17 protein-coding genes are annotated in these 15,531 nt (G+C 69.3%); 3 read left to right on the plus strand and 14 right to left on the minus strand.

Going from position 1 to position 15,531, the window contains the following annotated elements; all coding sequences use genetic code 11:
- Positions 1–76: 76 nt before the first annotated feature.
- The 10 genes from KY498_RS11785 to dnaB form a co-directional block, all read right to left on the minus strand.
- Positions 77–352, minus strand: coding sequence for a zf-TFIIB domain-containing protein (locus tag KY498_RS11785; RefSeq protein WP_045246902.1), 276 nt, complete (start codon positions 350–352; stop codon positions 77–79).
- Positions 349–1,065 (minus strand): copper resistance CopC family protein, encoded by a 717-nt coding sequence (locus tag KY498_RS11790; RefSeq protein WP_048809232.1) that lies wholly within the window; start codon positions 1,063–1,065, stop codon positions 349–351. The genes KY498_RS11785 and KY498_RS11790 overlap by 4 nt, the downstream gene beginning before the upstream one ends.
- Positions 1,066–1,078: 13 nt before the next feature.
- Entirely contained in the window at positions 1,079–2,098 is a 1,020-nt protein-coding gene (locus KY498_RS11795; protein ID WP_045246903.1) for an NAD(P)-binding domain-containing protein, read from the minus strand.
- On the minus strand, positions 2,098–2,766 hold the full coding sequence (locus KY498_RS11800) for a thioredoxin domain-containing protein (protein WP_045246904.1): 669 nt from the start codon (positions 2,764–2,766) through the stop codon (positions 2,098–2,100). Before KY498_RS11800 ends, KY498_RS11795 begins: the two co-directional genes overlap by 1 nt.
- A gap of 91 nt (positions 2,767–2,857) precedes the next feature.
- Positions 2,858–3,310 (minus strand): hypothetical protein, encoded by a 453-nt coding sequence (locus tag KY498_RS11805; protein WP_045246905.1) that lies wholly within the window; start codon positions 3,308–3,310, stop codon positions 2,858–2,860.
- A 215-nt stretch (positions 3,311–3,525) separates the two neighbouring features.
- Positions 3,526–5,493, minus strand: a complete 1,968-nt coding sequence (locus tag KY498_RS11810) for a cation-translocating P-type ATPase (RefSeq protein WP_191009603.1) — start codon at positions 5,491–5,493, stop codon at positions 3,526–3,528.
- A gap of 134 nt (positions 5,494–5,627) precedes the next feature.
- Positions 5,628–5,972: a hypothetical protein gene (locus KY498_RS11815; protein ID WP_048809235.1), complete on the minus strand. Its 345-nt coding sequence runs from the start codon at positions 5,970–5,972 to the stop codon at positions 5,628–5,630.
- Positions 5,969–6,304, minus strand: a complete 336-nt coding sequence (locus KY498_RS11820) for a helix-turn-helix transcriptional regulator (RefSeq protein WP_067165134.1) — start codon at positions 6,302–6,304, stop codon at positions 5,969–5,971. Before KY498_RS11820 ends, KY498_RS11815 begins: the two co-directional genes overlap by 4 nt.
- 7 nt (positions 6,305–6,311) lie before the next feature.
- Positions 6,312–7,295: a bile acid:sodium symporter gene (locus KY498_RS11825; RefSeq protein ID WP_204947467.1), complete on the minus strand. Its 984-nt coding sequence runs from the start codon at positions 7,293–7,295 to the stop codon at positions 6,312–6,314.
- Positions 7,296–7,596: 301 nt separating this feature from the next.
- On the minus strand, positions 7,597–8,979 hold the full coding sequence (dnaB, locus tag KY498_RS11830; RefSeq protein WP_060960798.1) for a replicative DNA helicase: 1,383 nt from the start codon (positions 8,977–8,979) through the stop codon (positions 7,597–7,599).
- 480 nt (positions 8,980–9,459) lie between these two features.
- On the opposite strand from dnaB, the gene KY498_RS11835 reads away from it, so the two are divergent.
- Together KY498_RS11835 and KY498_RS11840 are read left to right on the plus strand one after the other, a co-directional pair.
- A complete protein-coding gene (locus KY498_RS11835) occupies positions 9,460–10,413 on the plus strand; it encodes a hypothetical protein (protein WP_191009287.1) in 954 nt (317 codons plus the stop codon).
- Positions 10,414–10,496: 83 nt separating this feature from the next.
- Positions 10,497–11,816 carry a hypothetical protein gene (locus KY498_RS11840; protein ID WP_219879381.1) on the plus strand — a complete coding sequence of 440 codons (1,320 nt, stop codon included), beginning with the start codon at positions 10,497–10,499 and terminating at the stop codon, positions 11,814–11,816.
- Between the two features lie 211 nt (positions 11,817–12,027).
- Here KY498_RS11840 and rplI read toward each other — a convergent pair whose 3' ends face one another.
- The 4 genes from rplI to rpsF form a co-directional block, all read right to left on the minus strand.
- Entirely contained in the window at positions 12,028–12,480 is a 453-nt protein-coding gene (rplI, locus tag KY498_RS11845; protein ID WP_036288929.1) for a 50S ribosomal protein L9, read from the minus strand.
- 12 nt (positions 12,481–12,492) lie between these two features.
- The gene (rpsR, locus tag KY498_RS11850; RefSeq protein ID WP_005054609.1) at positions 12,493–12,747 is read right to left on the minus strand and encodes a 30S ribosomal protein S18; all 255 of its coding nucleotides are present in this window, start codon (positions 12,745–12,747) and stop codon (positions 12,493–12,495) included.
- A 149-nt stretch (positions 12,748–12,896) separates the two neighbouring features.
- Positions 12,897–13,403, minus strand: coding sequence for a single-stranded DNA-binding protein (locus KY498_RS11855; protein ID WP_060960800.1), 507 nt, complete (start codon positions 13,401–13,403; stop codon positions 12,897–12,899).
- Between the two features lie 5 nt (positions 13,404–13,408).
- Positions 13,409–13,747, minus strand: a complete 339-nt coding sequence (rpsF, locus tag KY498_RS11860) for a 30S ribosomal protein S6 (protein WP_060960846.1) — start codon at positions 13,745–13,747, stop codon at positions 13,409–13,411.
- 196 nt (positions 13,748–13,943) lie between these two features.
- Here rpsF and KY498_RS11865 point away from each other — a divergent pair, with 196 nt between their 5' ends.
- A complete protein-coding gene (locus KY498_RS11865) occupies positions 13,944–15,509 on the plus strand; it encodes an MFS transporter (RefSeq protein ID WP_191009285.1) in 1,566 nt (521 codons plus the stop codon).
- Positions 15,510–15,531: the final 22 nt, after the last annotated feature.

The raw sequence follows: 15,531 nt of genomic DNA on the forward strand, positions 1-15,531 counted from the left end.
AGCGGCTCCTCCTGCGTTCGCGAGGGCCGCTGATAACCCGGTCATCAGACCGGCTATCAGGAAGAGGTTTTTGGTGTCAGAAGTCGAAGAGGTCACCGAGGAACCCTTCCTTCCGCCGACGCCCGGAGCGACCGTGATGATCCCTGTCGCGGTCAGAACGGTGGTCGCCCTCGCGCGGATAGGGGGCGGTGCTGGTTTGCCGGCCGCCGCCGGCAAGGTCGGCGGCGCGGTCGATGATCTTGTCGAGCTCGCCACGGTCCAGCCAGACGCCCCGGCACTGCGGGCAGTAGTCGATCTCGACCCCGGAGCGTTCCGTGATCAGCAGGGCGGTCCCGTCGACCGGACATTTCATGAGGGGTTCTCCTTCTGTTGCTGGTCGTCGGCGGTTCCACCATCCGCGGCGGCCGCGGCCGCGGCTGCTCGGTCGCGGCGACGACGCTCTCTGGCCACCATGAGCACGACCACCAGCGCGCCGCCCAGCACGATTACGCCACTCAGGACCGCAAGGACGGGGAGGAGTTCCCCACCTCCGGATGGCCCGTTGTGAACCTCTCCGGACGTATTGGCGGCAGATGTGGGAGACGGGTCGGGTGTCTGCTCCTCGGTCGCTTCGGGGGTAGGGGCGCTGGTGGGGACGGTGACCGCTTCGACGGTGTACTGGTACTCGTTGCTGATCGGGTGCCCGTCGCTGGACACGACCCGCCACCGCACCGTGTACACGCCCGCCTGACCAGGCGTCACCGCCTGGGTGACCGTGGTCCCGTCGATGACCGGATCCCCCGATGCGATGTTCTGCCCGTCCGGGGCGACCACCTCAATGATCACGGCGCTGAAATCGGTGAGGATCTCGCCGCTGAACGTCAGCGAAATCTCCTCCGGGACCACGCTGACCGTGGATCCGGCTTCCGGGGAGGAGGAGACGATCTCATCGTGCGCGGCTGCGGGCGCCGCGGTGGCGAACAGGAGCCCGGCGGCCAGCAGCAGCGTCGTCAGAGTGGACAGGAGGAGGATGCGTCTCCGTGAGCCGGATCGGTGCGGGTGTTCGTGGTCGGTGACGGTGGTCAAGGCGGTGGTCCTTTCAGGGCCGGTTGATGATGTGCTGGGCGATCGTCGTCGCGTCTTTCCAGACCCCGGCGAGGGTGTCGGAGCCGCGGCCGCCGTACTGCGGCATCCCCGCCACGAACAGCCCGGGCAGGCCGGTCAGGGTGCGCCGCGGCCGGTCGACGCGGGCCGGTTCCGGGAGCCAGTCGTCGCCAGGGGTGTAGCCGGTGGCGAGGATCACCGAGCGGGGGGATGCCTGCGTGCCATCGGCGAAGGTCACCCCGGCGCCGGCCGCGTCCTGCACCGCAGCTGCGATCGTGACCCCGACGCGGCGCAGCTGCTCATAGCTGTCGCCGAAGATCGGCTCGGGGCGACGCTCCCGCGAGAACAGCGGCACCCTCTCCCCCGCCGCGGCGGGATAGCTCATCGCGGGGCGATGCTGCCGCCGGGTTCGCACGGACAGCGTCACGGTGTGCGACGCGGACAGTTCGCGGGCCAGCTGCACACCGCTGTTCCCGCCGCCCACGATGAGCACGTCGCCGACGGGGATCTGCTTCGGGTACAGGTACTCGCTGCTGTGCAGCACCACCCCGGGCATCGTCAGCAGAGACGCCCACTCCGGAATCCGCGGGTGCGCGGCCGCGCCCGTCGCGCAGATCACGTTGCGGGTCTGCACCTCCCCTGCCGTCGTCGACAGCAGCAGAGTCGAGCCGTTCCCGCGATGCTCCACCCCGGTCGCCTGGATGCCCCAGACCGTCTCCACGCCCAGCCCGGCTTCCACGAAGGTGAGGTAGTCCGCCATCTCGTCCACTCGCGGATGCCGGCGCTGGTCACCCAGCAGCCGCCGCGGAGACAGCGCGCTATGCCGGGCGTCGCTGAGAAGCTCCATCGAATGCCACCGTGAGGACCAGGAACGCTGCCCCGTGCTGGCGGCGTCGATCACCACAAACTCGTGCTGCGGCCGCAGCCCTTCCGCGGCCAGAGCCGCGGCAACCGCGAGCCCAGACTGCCCGGCGCCGACGATGATCGCCCGCCGATGCGTCAAACCCGCCCGCATCACCGGCCACCGTTCACCGCAGCCTGGATGGCGTTCTCGAGGTCGTCCCACTCCTGCAGCTCGAGCAGCTCACCGTCGAGGAAGAACGTCGGCGTGCTGCTCACCCCGAGCGCCTGGCCCTCCTCGAAATCCAGCTCCACCCGCTCCGCCGTAGCCGGGTCCGCCACGGCGGCGTCATAGGCGGCCATGTCCAGACCGATCTCCTCCGCGAAGCCACGGAACAGGTCGGCGCGAGACTCCTGCGCCTCACCCCACTCCGCCTGCGTCTCGAACAACCGGACATACATGTCCTCGAACCGGTCCTGCTGCGCGGCCGCTTCCGCCGCGACCGCCGCGTTCTTCGAATTGAAGTGACCGGGCAGCGGGAAGTAGCGGACCACATACGTGATCTCCCCAGCGAACTGCTCCCGCATATCCTCCACGATCGGGAAGAACGCGCCACACGCCTCGCACTCGAAGTCGAGGAACTCCACCAGGGTGACAGCGCCCTCCCCGCCGTCGTCGAGGACATGCGAGCTCTCCCGCACCACCTGCGGGGATGCGTCACCGCCCCCAGATGAAGGTGGAGCGGACTGGCTCTGATTGACAAGGACATAGATCAACGCGGCGATCACCATCACCACCACAACGGCAATGGTGACGAGCGTCGCCTTCACAGGGGTTTTCATCGGGTACTCCAAACCAAGACACGGCACAGGACAGAACCCGGGCACGCAGCCCGGGACGAAGCGCCACCCGGAAAGGGTGGCGTGCCAAATGTCAGGTTCGGGAAAGACCCAACTGCGTCAACGAAAAGACAATCGGGTGAGCACGGGCAGCCGGCGCCGGAAGCAGCGAAGGCATCCGTGGCCCGTCACCGAGAACCGGAGGCATCCGCCGACGCCACAACCCCCGCAGCACCACCATGAACGTCAGCCCGCACAACACGCCCAACATGCACAGCGCAGCGCCCACCAACGCGTTCGGCCCAGAAACGACGCCACCGGCGACCGCCTCATGCTCGACTGGGGCGTCTGCCACGGGCTCGACGTGGGGGTCCATGAACCCAGAAATCACCAGCGGAACAGGAGTCGAACCGTCCGCCTCTGTGTGACCCGTCGCTGCCAGACCCAACATCAGCAGCAGCGCCAAACCGACGCTGGTAATGAGCCTCATTATCAACAATTGCTCATTCAGCGTCGTGGAGCGCGGAGTCCGGGCCGAAGAGACCATCGCCCACAGCCTACCGTGCGCACCTAAACCCATTCGGAGCCCGGTTCACCCGAGCACGGGAGCGCCGGCAGCGCCGGCCGGGTCCGGCGCGGCTAGCCGGTCAACCAGGACGATGACGACGGCAACGGTGGCGAAGGTGGCTTTGATGGGGGTCTTCACAAGGGCCGGTTCCAAGTCGGGCGGTGTTCTGCCACCGCGGGGCGAGGGGTCGGTGGTCAGGCGTGGGCGGGTTCGGGCTGGCGAGCGGGCACCGTGGCGAGTTGCCGTAGCGCAGCGGGGCGACGGGCGGCGCGGACGCCATTGAGGATGACGACGACCTCGGCGATCTCATGCACCAGCACGACGCCGGCGAGCCCGAGGATGCCGAACAGGGCGAGCGGGAACAGCGCGACGATGATCGCCAGAGCCAGACCGATGTTGGCGGTCATGATGCGTCGGCCGCGGCGGGCGTGGGCGAGGGCGCCGGGGATGAGGCGGAGGTCGTGGCCGATGAAGGCGACGTCGGCGGACTCGATCGCCGCCGCGGAGCCTTTCACACCCATCGCGATCCCGACCGTCGCCGTCGCCAGTGCCGGGGCGTCGTTGATGCCGTCGCCGACCATCGCGGTCGGTTGCTGCGTGACGAGCGCCTCAATCGCGGCGGCCTTGTCGGCGGGCAGCTGCTCGGCGCGAACGTCGGTTACGCCCGCCTCGGCGGCGATGGCGTGGGCGGTGCGGGTGTTGTCGCCGGTGAGCATGATGGTCTCAATGCCCTGCGACTGCAGCATCCGGACCGTCTCGGCCGACTCCGGGCGCAGCTCGTCCCGCACGCCGATCAGGCCGGCGATCTGCCCGTCCGCCTCGACCACGACGACGGTCATGCCCTGCGCGGCAATCGCCTCCGCGTTCAACTGCTGGCCGGCGGGATGGAGCCAGCGGACATTGCCGACCCGGATCGCCCGGCCGTCGACGGTCCCGGTGATGCCATGCCCGGCCTCCTCGACCACCTCCGTTGCGGGGCTGGCGACGGGTGCGGCCGCGATGATGGCCGCGGCGAGGGGGTGGGTGCTGGTGGCCTCCACGGCGGCGGCCCAGGCGAGCAGGTCGTCGCGGGTGATACCGGGTGCGGGCTGGACGTCGACGACGGTGGGCTCGTTGCGGGTGAGGGTGCCGGTCTTGTCGAGGGCGACGGCGCGGATCGTGCCGAACTGCTCGAACGCTTCACCTGACTTGATGACGACGCCGAACTTTGACGCCGCTCCGATCGCGCTGATCACCGTCACGGGCACCGCGATGGCCAGCGCGCACGGGGATGCCGCAACCAGGACGACGAGGGCGCGTTCGATCCAGGTCCACGGGTCGCCGACCAGCAGCCCGAACAGGGCGACCACGGCAGCGGCGATCAGGACGACGGGAACGAGCGGCTTCGCGATCCGGTCGGCGAGGCGTGCCCGGTTGCCCTTGCGGGCGTGGGCCTGCTCCACGAGGGCGACGATCTGGGTGAGGGAGTTGTCGCGGCCGTCCGCAGTTGCCTCGATCCGCAACGTCGCCGCCCCGTTGACCGAACCGGCGGCGACCGGATCGCCGGGGCCGACCTCGACCGGGATCGACTCGCCCGTGATCGCCGACGTGTCCAGGCTCGACCTACCCTCCACGACCACGCCGTCTGTGGCGATGCGATCGCCGGCACCGATGACGAGGATGTCCAGCTCACGCACGTCCGCGGCGGGGATCGTGACGTCGCTGGTTAGGCGGGAGACGCGGACAGTGTCGGGGATGAGGGACAGAAGGGCGCGCAAGCCTTCCTTGGCGCGGTCCATCGCCCGGTCTTCAAGCGCCTCGGCCAGGGAGAACAGGAACGCCAGGGTCGCGGCCTCGCCAACGTGGCCGAGCAGGACCGCGCCGATCGCGGCGATGGTCATCAGCAGCCCGACCCCGAGGCGACCGCGGATGAGGCGGCGGATCGCGCCGGGGACGAAGGTGTAGGCGCCGGCGAGCAGCGCCGCCCACTGCAGCACCAGCGCCGGGATGTGCAGACCAGTCCACTCGAACGTGTATCCGGCGAGGAGGAACAGCCCGGACAGCGCGGAGGGAAGCAACGCGAAGTCGCGCCACCAGGGCGGGCGGACCTCCGGCTCCTCGTCCGCCTCGGTGGGGGTGGTGGCGAGGTCGGGGCCGCAGCAGGCATCGCCCGCATCGTGCACCGCGCTTGGCGCCGCGGTCTTGGAGGAGGGTTCCGCGGCGCAGCAGGCGTCACCGGTCGAGAGCGGCCGGGACAGTTCGATGCGCCGGACCGTACCGGGCTTGCGCGGCTCGTTGGGGCCGCAACACTCTTCGCTCACTGCACGCTCTCCTTCGTTGCGGGGGCGGGCGTCTGCTCTAGGAACGTGAGCGCGGCCAGTGCGTCATCGGTGCCGGTAACGGAAAGGCGCAGGTCGGGGTGGGTCGTGTCGATCGCCCAAGTCGCGAACGCGCAGCAGGACTGCTCGGTGCGGACCAGCTCCGTCAGCCGGGCGGTCGCGTCGTCGATCTTTGGGTAGTGGACGGTGATCTGGGCGGCCGTCCTGTCGATGTCGAGGAGGTAGTCGTCGTTGAATTCCTGCCACGCGGCTAGCTGTGCAGCACCAGCGCCGGGCGTCAGCGTGCAGGCCACCGGCAGCAGGTCACGGTCGATGAGGCTCATGCGCAGCACTCGCACTGATCGTCCATGCACGGGGCGCCCTCGTCGACGGCGACGACCGCCTCGAGCAGCTGTCGCAACCCCTGGGTCAGATGCGGGTCGGCGATCTCATACCGGGTGCGCCGACCTTCCGGTGTGGCGACGATCAACCCGCAGCCCCGCAGGCACGTCAGATGATTCGAGACGTTCGTGCGGGTCAGCTCGAGATCTCGTGCCAGCTCAGCCGGGTAGCCGGGAGCGTCCAGCAGTGTGAGGAGGATCCGGGAACGGGTCGGGTCGGCCATCGCCCGACCCAGCCGGTTCATCACATCGAGGCGAGAAGTAAGAGTCAGCACAGGCTGACTATACATTCTCCGCTGTACTAATGCGAGGGCGGATGAGTCGCGGTACCCCGGCGACCATGACCACCATTGCGACGAGCTCCACCAAGGTCTGAGTCACTACAACCAACGGCGTCAGAGCGAAAGATGCCGGCAGCGCGAGAGCGAGCGGGAGCACGACCAGCGAGTTGCGGGTGACCCCGCTGAACGTGGCCGCCCGGCGGCTGGGAACATCCAAGCGTGCCGCGCTCCCGAGGAGCGCACCGAGTGGTGCCACGATTAGGACGAACACGACGAACACGGGAACCGCGATTAGCAGCTGGCCGAGAGCGCTGCTCACGCCGAAGACCTGCGAGCCGATCACCACGGCGAGAGTCAGCATCATCAGCGGCACCATTGCCGCCAGCACCACGCCCTCGATCGCGCGGCCGGCACGGAACCGTTTCGCCAGCAGCTGCGTGGCGGCGGCGAGAACGAGCGGCAGCACGATCAACAACAGAAATGCCTCCACGAACGGATGCGGGTCGAACGCACCCACCACCTCGGCGCCGGCCATCAGCCACAGGTACACCGGCAGCAACACGATCTGCAGAAGCATCAGCAGGGGCGTGGCAGCAAGCAGCCGCGCACGTGCACCGCCAGCCAGGCCAGTGAACACAATCACGTAATCCACACACGGCGTCAGCAGCACGAACAACACCCCAACGAGCACCGCCTGATCAGCCGCCACGGCGCGACTCAACCCGAACACGACCACCGGCACGACGACGAAGTTCAGGACGAGCACGACGCCCAGGAACCGCCAATCCGTGAAGGCCCGGCCGATCGCCGTGAACGGCACCCCCAGGAACGTCGCGTACAGCAACAACCCGAGCACGGGATTGATCGCCGACTCGAGCGGATCCGCCACCGCCGGCACGAGTAGACCGACCACCGCACCCACGGCGATCGCTGCGAGGTAGAGCACTACCTGATGCCGCTCCCACCACTCCACAGCTGTGCACACGAGCACAAGCCTGTCGAATGTAGCCGGTTCGCCCCTAATCGAGTGAGCGAGTAACCCTTCACCCCCAGCCAATGGCAGGACTGCTAGGTGCATGCCAACTACCCGCGGAATCTGTCATTTCGGATAGGAACCGACACGGCACTTACACGCATCGTTCTCACCAATCTTTCGGATCCGCCACTTGTCCGCCACTTCATCTAAGAATCCGCCATCTTCGCCGAGAACCTACAGGCACTTGGCAGAGATGCCAAGTGCCTGCCAACTACCCGTGGAATATGTCATTTCGGCGTGGAACCTACAACTACCCGAAGTCCCCCGGTGCCATGTCGGTGAAGCGGGAGAAGTGCCCTTGGAAGGCGACGGTGATCGTATCCGTGGGGCCGTTACGGTGCTTGGCGACGATCAGGTCGGCCTCGCCGGCGCGGGGGCTGTCCTTCTCGTAGGCGGCCTCGCGGTGCAGCAGCACCACCATGTCGGCATCCTGCTCGATCGAGCCCGACTCGCGCAGGTCGCTCAGGGCGGGCTTCTTGTCGGCGCGCTGCTCGGGACCACGGTTCAGCTGCGACAGCGCGATCACCGGCACCTGCAGCTCCTTCGCGAGGAGCTTCAGCGCACGCGAGAACTCCGAGACCTCCTGCTGACGGCTCTCGACGCGCTTGCCCGACGTCATCAGCTGTAGGTAGTCGATGACCACCATCTTCAGACCCACGCGCTGCTTGAGCTTGCGGCACTTCGCGCGGATCTCAACGAGCGTCATGTTGGGGCTGTCGTCGATGTACAGCGGCGCGTCGTTGATGCGGCCGCGGGTGGCGGCGATCGTCGTCCAGTCGCGGGAGTCGAGCGTGCCCTTGCGCATGCTCTGGAGCGGAATCGCACCCTCGGCGCTCATCAGACGCATGGCGATCTCACTGCGACCCATTTCGAGCGAGAAGACGATCGTCGGCTGCTGCGCCTTGATCGCCGCCGCGCGGGCGAAGTCCAGCGCCAGCGTCGACTTACCCATGGCGGGGCGCGCCGCGATGATGATCATCTGGCCCGGATGCAGACCGTTGGTCAGCTGGTCCAGCCCGGCGAATCCGGTGGGGATGCCGGTCATCTGACCGTCGCGCCCGCGCGCGGCCTCGATCTCCTCGACGGCCGCGTTGACGGCGACCTCGAGCGGGACGTAGTCCTCGGCCTGCTCGGCACCGGTGACCGAGTAGATCTCCGCCTGCGCGTTGTTGACCAGGTCGAGCGCATCGCCCTGGCCGTTGTAGCCCATCTGCACGATGCGCGTGCCGGCCTCGACGAGCCGCCGCAGCAGCGCGCGCTCGCGCACGATCGACGCGTAGTACGCGGCGTTGGCCGCGGTCGGCACGATCGAGGTCAGCGAGTGCAGGTAGTCGGCGCCGCCGGAGCGCTGCAGGTCACCCGTCTTGATGAGTTCGTCGGTGACGGCGACCACATCGGTGGGCTCGCCGTGCGAGTAGAGCGAGAGGATCGCCTCGAAGATCAGCTCGTGCTTCGGCACGTAGAAGTCGGTGCCGCGCAGCGCCTCGATCACGTCGGCGACGGCGTCGCTCGACAGCAGCATCCCGCCGAGGGTGCTCTGCTCGGCGAGGAGGTCGTGCGGCGGCGTGCGCTCGGGTCCGCGGCTCTCGAGGGGTCCACCGAAACGATCCTCGGAGATGTCCGCGATCGACATGCAGTCCCCTTCACACGCTCGATGACCGGTCCCGCCGCGAGACCACACGCCACGTTAGGGACGGGGTCCGACAGTCGCAAACAGGCCTGTGGATAACTCTGTGGATGATCTGCGTGAAACGCCGGACACCCTGTGCACAGTGCCTGTGGAAACACGCCGTGGCATCCAAAGATTCTCCTCAGAAAAAGCTACCTGACCGGGCATTCTCTGATTCACACCCTGTGGATTCACAATGTGGTTGAAGTGCCGGTTGAAGGTTCGGCCCGTGCGTGAGGGTTGGGGACAACCATGGGGATGAATGCGTCGTTGTCAAGTCGAGGGGTCGGCTCGCGCGCGTCGGTCGGGCGTGTCCCGCGCGAAGACGCCGCGCGTCCGGGGGGTCTAGACACAAGTGATATATCGGCGTATCTTCACGTATCCAGGCACTCCATGGGCGTCGGCTCGCGCCGGCATCCCGACACATCGTCGTGGGAGGTGAACATGGTGACGATCGCAGTCCCCCCGCTGCGCCGCGGACGTTCGACCACAGAGTCGACACGGCGATGGGCGATGCTGGGCGCCGTCGGTGTCGGCGCCGCGTTCGCCTGGTTCGCCCTCACCCTGTTCTCCGGTCCGTCGGCCCATGCCGCCGATGACACCGACAATCCTCTCGGCTCCCTCGTCGGCGGCGTCTCCAGCACGCTGTCGACGGTCACGACGCCCGTGCTCGACCCGGTCGCAGAGATCCTCTCTCCCGTCGCCGAGACCGTCGCTCCCGTGGTCGAGACCGTGGCACCTCCGGTCGGCGATATCGTCACCTCCGTGGCTCCGGCGCTCGAGCCCCTCGCGCCCGTCGGCGACGTCGTCGCCCCGATCGGCTCGGCGGTCGGCGAGATCGTGAGCCCCCTCGCACCTGTCCTCGCACCCGTGACCGGCGCGGTCGCGCCCCTCGTGGATGCCGCGGCCCCCGTGACCGACGCGGTGACATCGCTCCCCGTCGTCGGAAGCCTCGTGACCCCCCTCACGAGCGCGGTCCCCCCTGCCGGGGGCGCGGCATCCCCCACCGACCCGTCCGCGGGCTCGCCGGCCTCCACCGAGGCCGCGCTCGCGGTGCTCACGGCGGCCTGGGATCAGGCGACGGCCGGGCTCGGAGCCACGCTGAACACCGTGCTCGTCTCGCTCGAGACGGCGGTGACCTCGTTCGTTCCCGGTGCCGCCGTGCTGACCCCGGCATCCGTGCTGCCCGCGTCGCCGACGGGGGGATGGGCCCCGCCCGGGTCCGCCCTGGAGGCGACCTCGTTCTTCTCCAGCGCGGCTGGATTCTCCTTCGGCGCGAGCGCCGTGCTCGCCTTCGGTCTGTTCGCAGCGCACCGTGCCTGGATGCTGCGACGCGCACCGGGCGACGAGTACGCCCTGCCCGCGCCGGTGTTCGACACCGACGTCTCCCCTGACTGACCGGGGTTCGGCCGCCTTCTGAGCGGCACGATCCCGCGCGCTCTCGCGCGCACCCCCGTCAACACTTTCAGGAGAGAGACATCATGAACACCACCATCAAGCGCGCCCTGTGGGGCACGCTCCTGGCCGGAGGCATCACGCTCTTCGGCGCGACGGTCGCACAGGCGGCCGAGACCACGGGCGACGACGGTCTGCTGTCGGGAACCCAGGGGCTCATCTCCGTTGCGGTGCCCGTCACGGTCGCCGGCAACGGCATCTCGGTGCTGGGCGACGCCACGAGCACGGAGGCGCAGACCTCGGCACCGTCGGTGTCGATCGGCGGCGGAGACGCCTCCACGGGCGGCTCCGACGGCGTCGGCTCCGGCACACAGGCCGTCATCGACGTCGTCGTGCCGGTGACACTCGGCGGCAACGCCGTCTCGGTGCTCGGCGACGCCGACAGCACGGATGCCGCGACCTCCCCGGCCGCGGAACCCGCCGCGCCGGCCTCCGCACCGGCCGAGGCACCCGCTGCCACCACCAGCGGCTCGGACAGCGTCCTGGGCGGCACCCAGGGCGTCGTGGACGTCGCGGTGCCGGTGACCGTGGGTGGCAACGCCGTCTCGGTGCTCGGCGACGCCGACAGCACGGGTGCGGCCACCACCGCCCCGGCCGGCGCCCCCGCCGGAACGACCGACGGCGCGACCACCGACGGCACGGACGGCATCCTCGGCGGCACCCAGGTGCTCGCCCCGATCACCGCACCGGTGACCGCCGGCGGCAACGCCATCTCCGTGCTCGGCGACGCCGACAGCACGGGTGCGGCCACCACGGCCCCGGCGGGAACCGGCGGGACCACCGATGGCTCCACCACGAGCGGCACCGACGGCATCCTCGGCGGCACCCAGGTGCTCGCACCGATCACCGCACCGGTGACCGCCGGCGGCAACGCCATCTCCGTGCTCGGCGACGCCGACAGCACGGATGCCACCCCCACCGCCCCGGCGGGAAGCACGGGCGGCGCGACCGGAGGTGCGACCACCAGCGGCACCGACGGCATCCTCGGCGGCACGCAGCTGGGCCTGCCGATCACGGCGCCGATCACGCTCGGCGGCAACGCGATCGCCGTGGTCGGTGACGCCACCACGACGGCGCCGACCACCGGCCCGACGACGCCCACGACGCCGACCACGCCCACGACGCCCACGACGCCCACGACGCCCACGACGCCGACCACGCCGACCACACCCGGCACGTCGACCACGGGCGGCACCGCTGTCACGGGCGTGCTGGCCGCGAGCGGCGCCGTGAAGACGCTCGCTCAGACCGGCGGCGTCCTCACCCTGCTGCCGCTGCTGGCGGGGCTGGCCGCGCTCGCTCTGGGGGTGATGCTCACCGCACGCCGCCGTGCACGCACCGAATGACCCCCGGCGGGAGGAGCCGGCGACCGTGCCTGGCACCGGCTCCTCCACCGTCCGGCGGAAACGACGGATGCCGTGACCTCACCTTGGGGGAGGTCACGGCATCCGTGCGGCGTTTCGACGCGGCGCTCGCGCGCCTCGCTCAACGACCGGTTCTCGACGCTGCATCTCGGCGCTCGCGCGCCTGGCTCAACGACCGGGAATCCGGCGGGACTTACTTGGCGGCGACCACCTGAAGGGTGATCACTGCGGTGAGGTCGTCGCGCAGACGCACGGTCGCCTCGTGCTCACCGACGGCCTTGATGGGCGCGGTGATGTGGATCTTGCGCTTGTCGAGCTCGCCGAGACCGGCAGCCTTGACGGCATCGGCCACGTCGGCGGTCTTGACCGACCCGAAGAGGCGGCCTTCCTTGCCGGCCTTGACCGACAGCTTGACCTTGTTCGACTCGAGGGTGTCCTTGAGCGCGACGGCCTCTTCGTGGTCGTGGATCGCACGGGCGTCACGGGCGGCGCGGATGGACGCCACCTGCTTCTCGCCACCGCGGGTCCACGCCACAGCGAAGCCCTGAGGGATGAGGTAGTTGCGGGCGTACCCGTTCTTGACCTCGATGACGTCGCCGGCGCTTCCGAGCCCGGCAACCTCGTTCGTGAGAATCAGCTTTGCCATGATCGGTGCTCCTTAGCGGCCAGCGCCGGCGTAAGGCAGGAGCGCCATTTCGCGCGCGTTCTTGATCGCCTTGGCGATCAGACGCTGCTCCTGCACCGAGACACCGGTGATACGACGGGCGCGGATCTTGCCGCGCTCCGAGATGAACTTGCGAAGCGTTGCGACGTCCTTGTAGTCGATGACGCCGACGCGGATCGCCTTCGCGGGAGCGGCGTTCTTCGCGCCCTTCCGCGGCTTACGGCGATCGCCGGTAGCCTTTCCAGCCATTGTTTTCCTTAGGTGTGTGCGGATGCCGAGGCATCCAGAATTCGAGAATCTTGCGACGGATCCCGGGTTTCGACTCGGCCCTGCGGGCCTCGCTCAACCGTGAGTCGATCTCGCGTCAGTGTCGCTTCGCGACAGTGACCCGAGCCGACTCAAAACGGAGTGTCGTCGCCGTAGGCGCCGGGTGCGCTCCAGGCGTCGGGTGCGGCAGAGCCCGGGGTCGCCCACGGCTCCTCCTGCTGCACCTGCTGCTGCGGACGCGACTGCTGGCCGCCTCCGTAGTTGCCTCCGCCGGATGCGGCACGCGTGACCTGAGCCGTGGCATACCGCAGCGAGGGGCCGATCTCGTCGACCTCCAGCTCGATCGCGGTCCGGTTGTTGCCCTCGCGGTCCTGGTAGGAGCGCTGCTTCAACCGACCGGTCGCGATGACACGGGAACCCTTCGTCAGCGAACCGGCGACGTGCTCGGCGAACTCGCGCCACACCGACGCGCGGAGGAACAGCGCTTCGCCGTCCTTCCACTCGTTGGCCTGACGGTCGAAGTTGCGCGGCGTCGACGCGATCGTGAAGTTCGCGACGGGCAGGCCGTTCTGCGTGTACCGCAGCTCGGGGTCTGCCGTGAGGTTTCCCACGACGGTGATGACGGTCTCGCCGGCCATCGTCGTTACGCCTTCGCTGCCTTGCGGGCGGCCTTGGCCTCGGCGCGCTCCTTCTCGGCGGCGACCTGGGCGATCGCCTCCTCGGCACGCAGGACCTTGGTACGCATGATCTGCTCGTTCAGCTTGAGCTGACGGTCGAGCTCCTGCGTGGCCTCGCTCGTGGCGGTGAAGTTGACGACGGCGTAGATGCCCTCGTTCTTCTTCTGGATCTCGTACGCCAGGCGACGCTTGCCCCAGATGTCGACGTTCTCGATGGTGCCACCGTCGCCGGTGATGACCTTGAGGAACCCGTCGAGCTTGGGGGCGACCTGACGCTCGTCGATCTCGGGGTCGAGGATGACCATGAGCTCGTACTGGTGTGAGTGCGTCACTAACCCACCTCCTTCGGACTAGAACGGATGCCGGGCATTTCCCGGCATCAGGAGGGTTGATGCACGTGCCCGCGCGGATTCCGGAACGGAACGCAGACGGGCAACCACAACAGTCTACCCGACGAGCGCTACGCTCAGGGACGACGACGGGACGACGGAAGGACGGCGGATGCCGAGCACGCACGTTCCGGCGCGTTCCGGCGCCGTGCTGACGGCACTGCTGCTGGCCGCCGCGGTCTGCAACCTCACCACCGGCGGCGCGACCGTCGCCCTCCCCGACATCGCCGCGACCTTCGACGCCTCGCAGACCACCCTCAACCTCGTCGCCCTCGGCACGGGCCTCGGCCTGGCCATGACCGTGCTGTACGCCGGCGCCATCGGCGACCGCCACGGCCGGGTCCGGGTGCTCTGCATCGGGCTCGTGGGACTGCTCGTCGTCGGCACGGCCGCGAGCCTCGCCCCCTCGATCGGGTTCCTCATGGCGGCGCGCGTGCTCACGGGGATCGCCGCCGGATTCGCGTTCCCGACGACGCTCGCCCTCATCACCGCACTGTGGGGCGAGGGGCCCGCCCGCGTCCGCGCGATCGCGCTGTGGACCGCGACGGGCGCGGTCGCGACGGTCGGGGGATCGGTGCTGTCGGGGGCCCTCGTCGTCGCCTTCGGGTGGCGTATCGCCCTGCTGCTGCCCGTCCCCGTCGCCGTCGCCGCGCTGCTGATCGCCGCGCGCGCGATCCCGCGCGGTGTCGCCGAGTCGGACGAACCGGTCGACCACCTCGGCGGGGTTCTGTCGGTGCTCGCCGTCGCCGCACTGGTCCTGGGTCTCGGCATCGTGTTCGCGCCGGGAGATGCGACGGCCGGCCTGACGCTCCTGGTCGCGGCGGCGGCGCTGATCGCGGCCTTCGTCGCGCGCCAGCTGCGCGTCGCGGCGCCCCTGTACGACCTGCGGGTCGCCCGGCGACGCCTCTTCTGGGTGCCGGCGGTCGCGGGAACACTCGCGTTCGGGTCGCTCGTCGGCGCCATGTTCGTCGGTCAGCAGTACCTGCAGAACATCCTCGGCTACGACGCCCTGCAGGCCGGCGTCGCCCTCATCCCGGCCGCGATCGCCCTGCTCGCCTGCGCGCCGCTCGCCGCCGTCCTGGTCGAGCGCGGGACCCGGATCGCGATGATCGTCGGCTATGTCGTGCTCATCGGCGCCTTCGGCACGATGCTCGCGTGGAACGAGGACACCACGCCGGTGGTGGTCGCCGCCGCGTTCGCCCTCGTCGGGGGAGGAGCCTCGTTCGTGATGACCGCGGCATCCCGCTCGCTCACCAGCAGCACGCCGGTGCGCAAAGCGGGCATGGCCTCGGCGACGAGCGACCTGCAGAGCGATCTCGGCGGGGCGGTGCTGCAGGCGCTGCTCGGTGCCGTGCTCGCCGGCGGGTTCGCGCACGTGTTCGCGGGGCTGATCGCCGCCTCACCGGATGCCGCGGCCCTCTCCGACGACGTGACGCGCGCACTGCAAGCCTCGTTCGCCTCCGCCGCCCATGTCGCAGCGGAGAACCCGGCATACGCGACGCAGATCCTCGAGGCCGCGCGCCTCAGCTTCGTCGACGGCGCCTGGGCGGCGTATCTCGTGGGGGCCGTCGCGCTGGTGCTGGGGCTGCTCGTGGTCGCGGTCGGGCTGCCGACGGCATCCGTCGAAAAAGAGTTGCGCGCCCGTTATCGTGACGAGGACGCACGGACGGCGCCCTGAAAGCTCGGCCCGGTAGCGTGAC

The organism is Microbacterium sp. PAMC21962 (assembly GCF_019443465.1).
GTDB lineage: Bacteria > Actinomycetota > Actinomycetes > Actinomycetales > Microbacteriaceae > Microbacterium > Microbacterium hominis.

Excerpts from the sequence above, each read along its gene's own strand:
- KY498_RS11785 (WP_045246902.1), bottom strand. The coding sequence starts at position 352 with ATGAAATGTCCGGTCGACGGGACCGCCCTGCTGATCACGGAACGCTCC.
- KY498_RS11795 (WP_045246903.1), bottom strand. The coding sequence starts at position 2,098 with ATGCGGGCGGGTTTGACGCATCGGCGGGCGATCATCGTCGGCGCCGGG.
- KY498_RS11800 (WP_045246904.1), bottom strand. The coding sequence starts at position 2,766 with ATGAAAACCCCTGTGAAGGCGACGCTCGTCACCATTGCCGTTGTGGTG.
- KY498_RS11805 (WP_045246905.1), bottom strand. The coding sequence starts at position 3,310 with ATGGTCTCTTCGGCCCGGACTCCGCGCTCCACGACGCTGAATGAGCAA.
- KY498_RS11815 (WP_048809235.1), bottom strand. The coding sequence starts at position 5,972 with ATGAGCCTCATCGACCGTGACCTGCTGCCGGTGGCCTGCACGCTGACG.
- dnaB (WP_060960798.1), bottom strand. The coding sequence starts at position 8,979 with ATGTCGATCGCGGACATCTCCGAGGATCGTTTCGGTGGACCCCTCGAG.
- KY498_RS11835 (WP_191009287.1), top strand. The coding sequence starts at position 9,460 with ATGGTGACGATCGCAGTCCCCCCGCTGCGCCGCGGACGTTCGACCACA.
- KY498_RS11840 (WP_219879381.1), top strand. The coding sequence starts at position 10,497 with ATGAACACCACCATCAAGCGCGCCCTGTGGGGCACGCTCCTGGCCGGA.
- rplI (WP_036288929.1), bottom strand. The coding sequence starts at position 12,480 with ATGGCAAAGCTGATTCTCACGAACGAGGTTGCCGGGCTCGGAAGCGCC.
- rpsR (WP_005054609.1), bottom strand. The coding sequence starts at position 12,747 with ATGGCTGGAAAGGCTACCGGCGATCGCCGTAAGCCGCGGAAGGGCGCG.
- KY498_RS11855 (WP_060960800.1), bottom strand. The coding sequence starts at position 13,403 with ATGGCCGGCGAGACCGTCATCACCGTCGTGGGAAACCTCACGGCAGAC.
- rpsF (WP_060960846.1), bottom strand. The coding sequence starts at position 13,747 with ATGGTCATCCTCGACCCCGAGATCGACGAGCGTCAGGTCGCCCCCAAG.
- KY498_RS11865 (WP_191009285.1), top strand. The coding sequence starts at position 13,944 with ATGCCGAGCACGCACGTTCCGGCGCGTTCCGGCGCCGTGCTGACGGCA.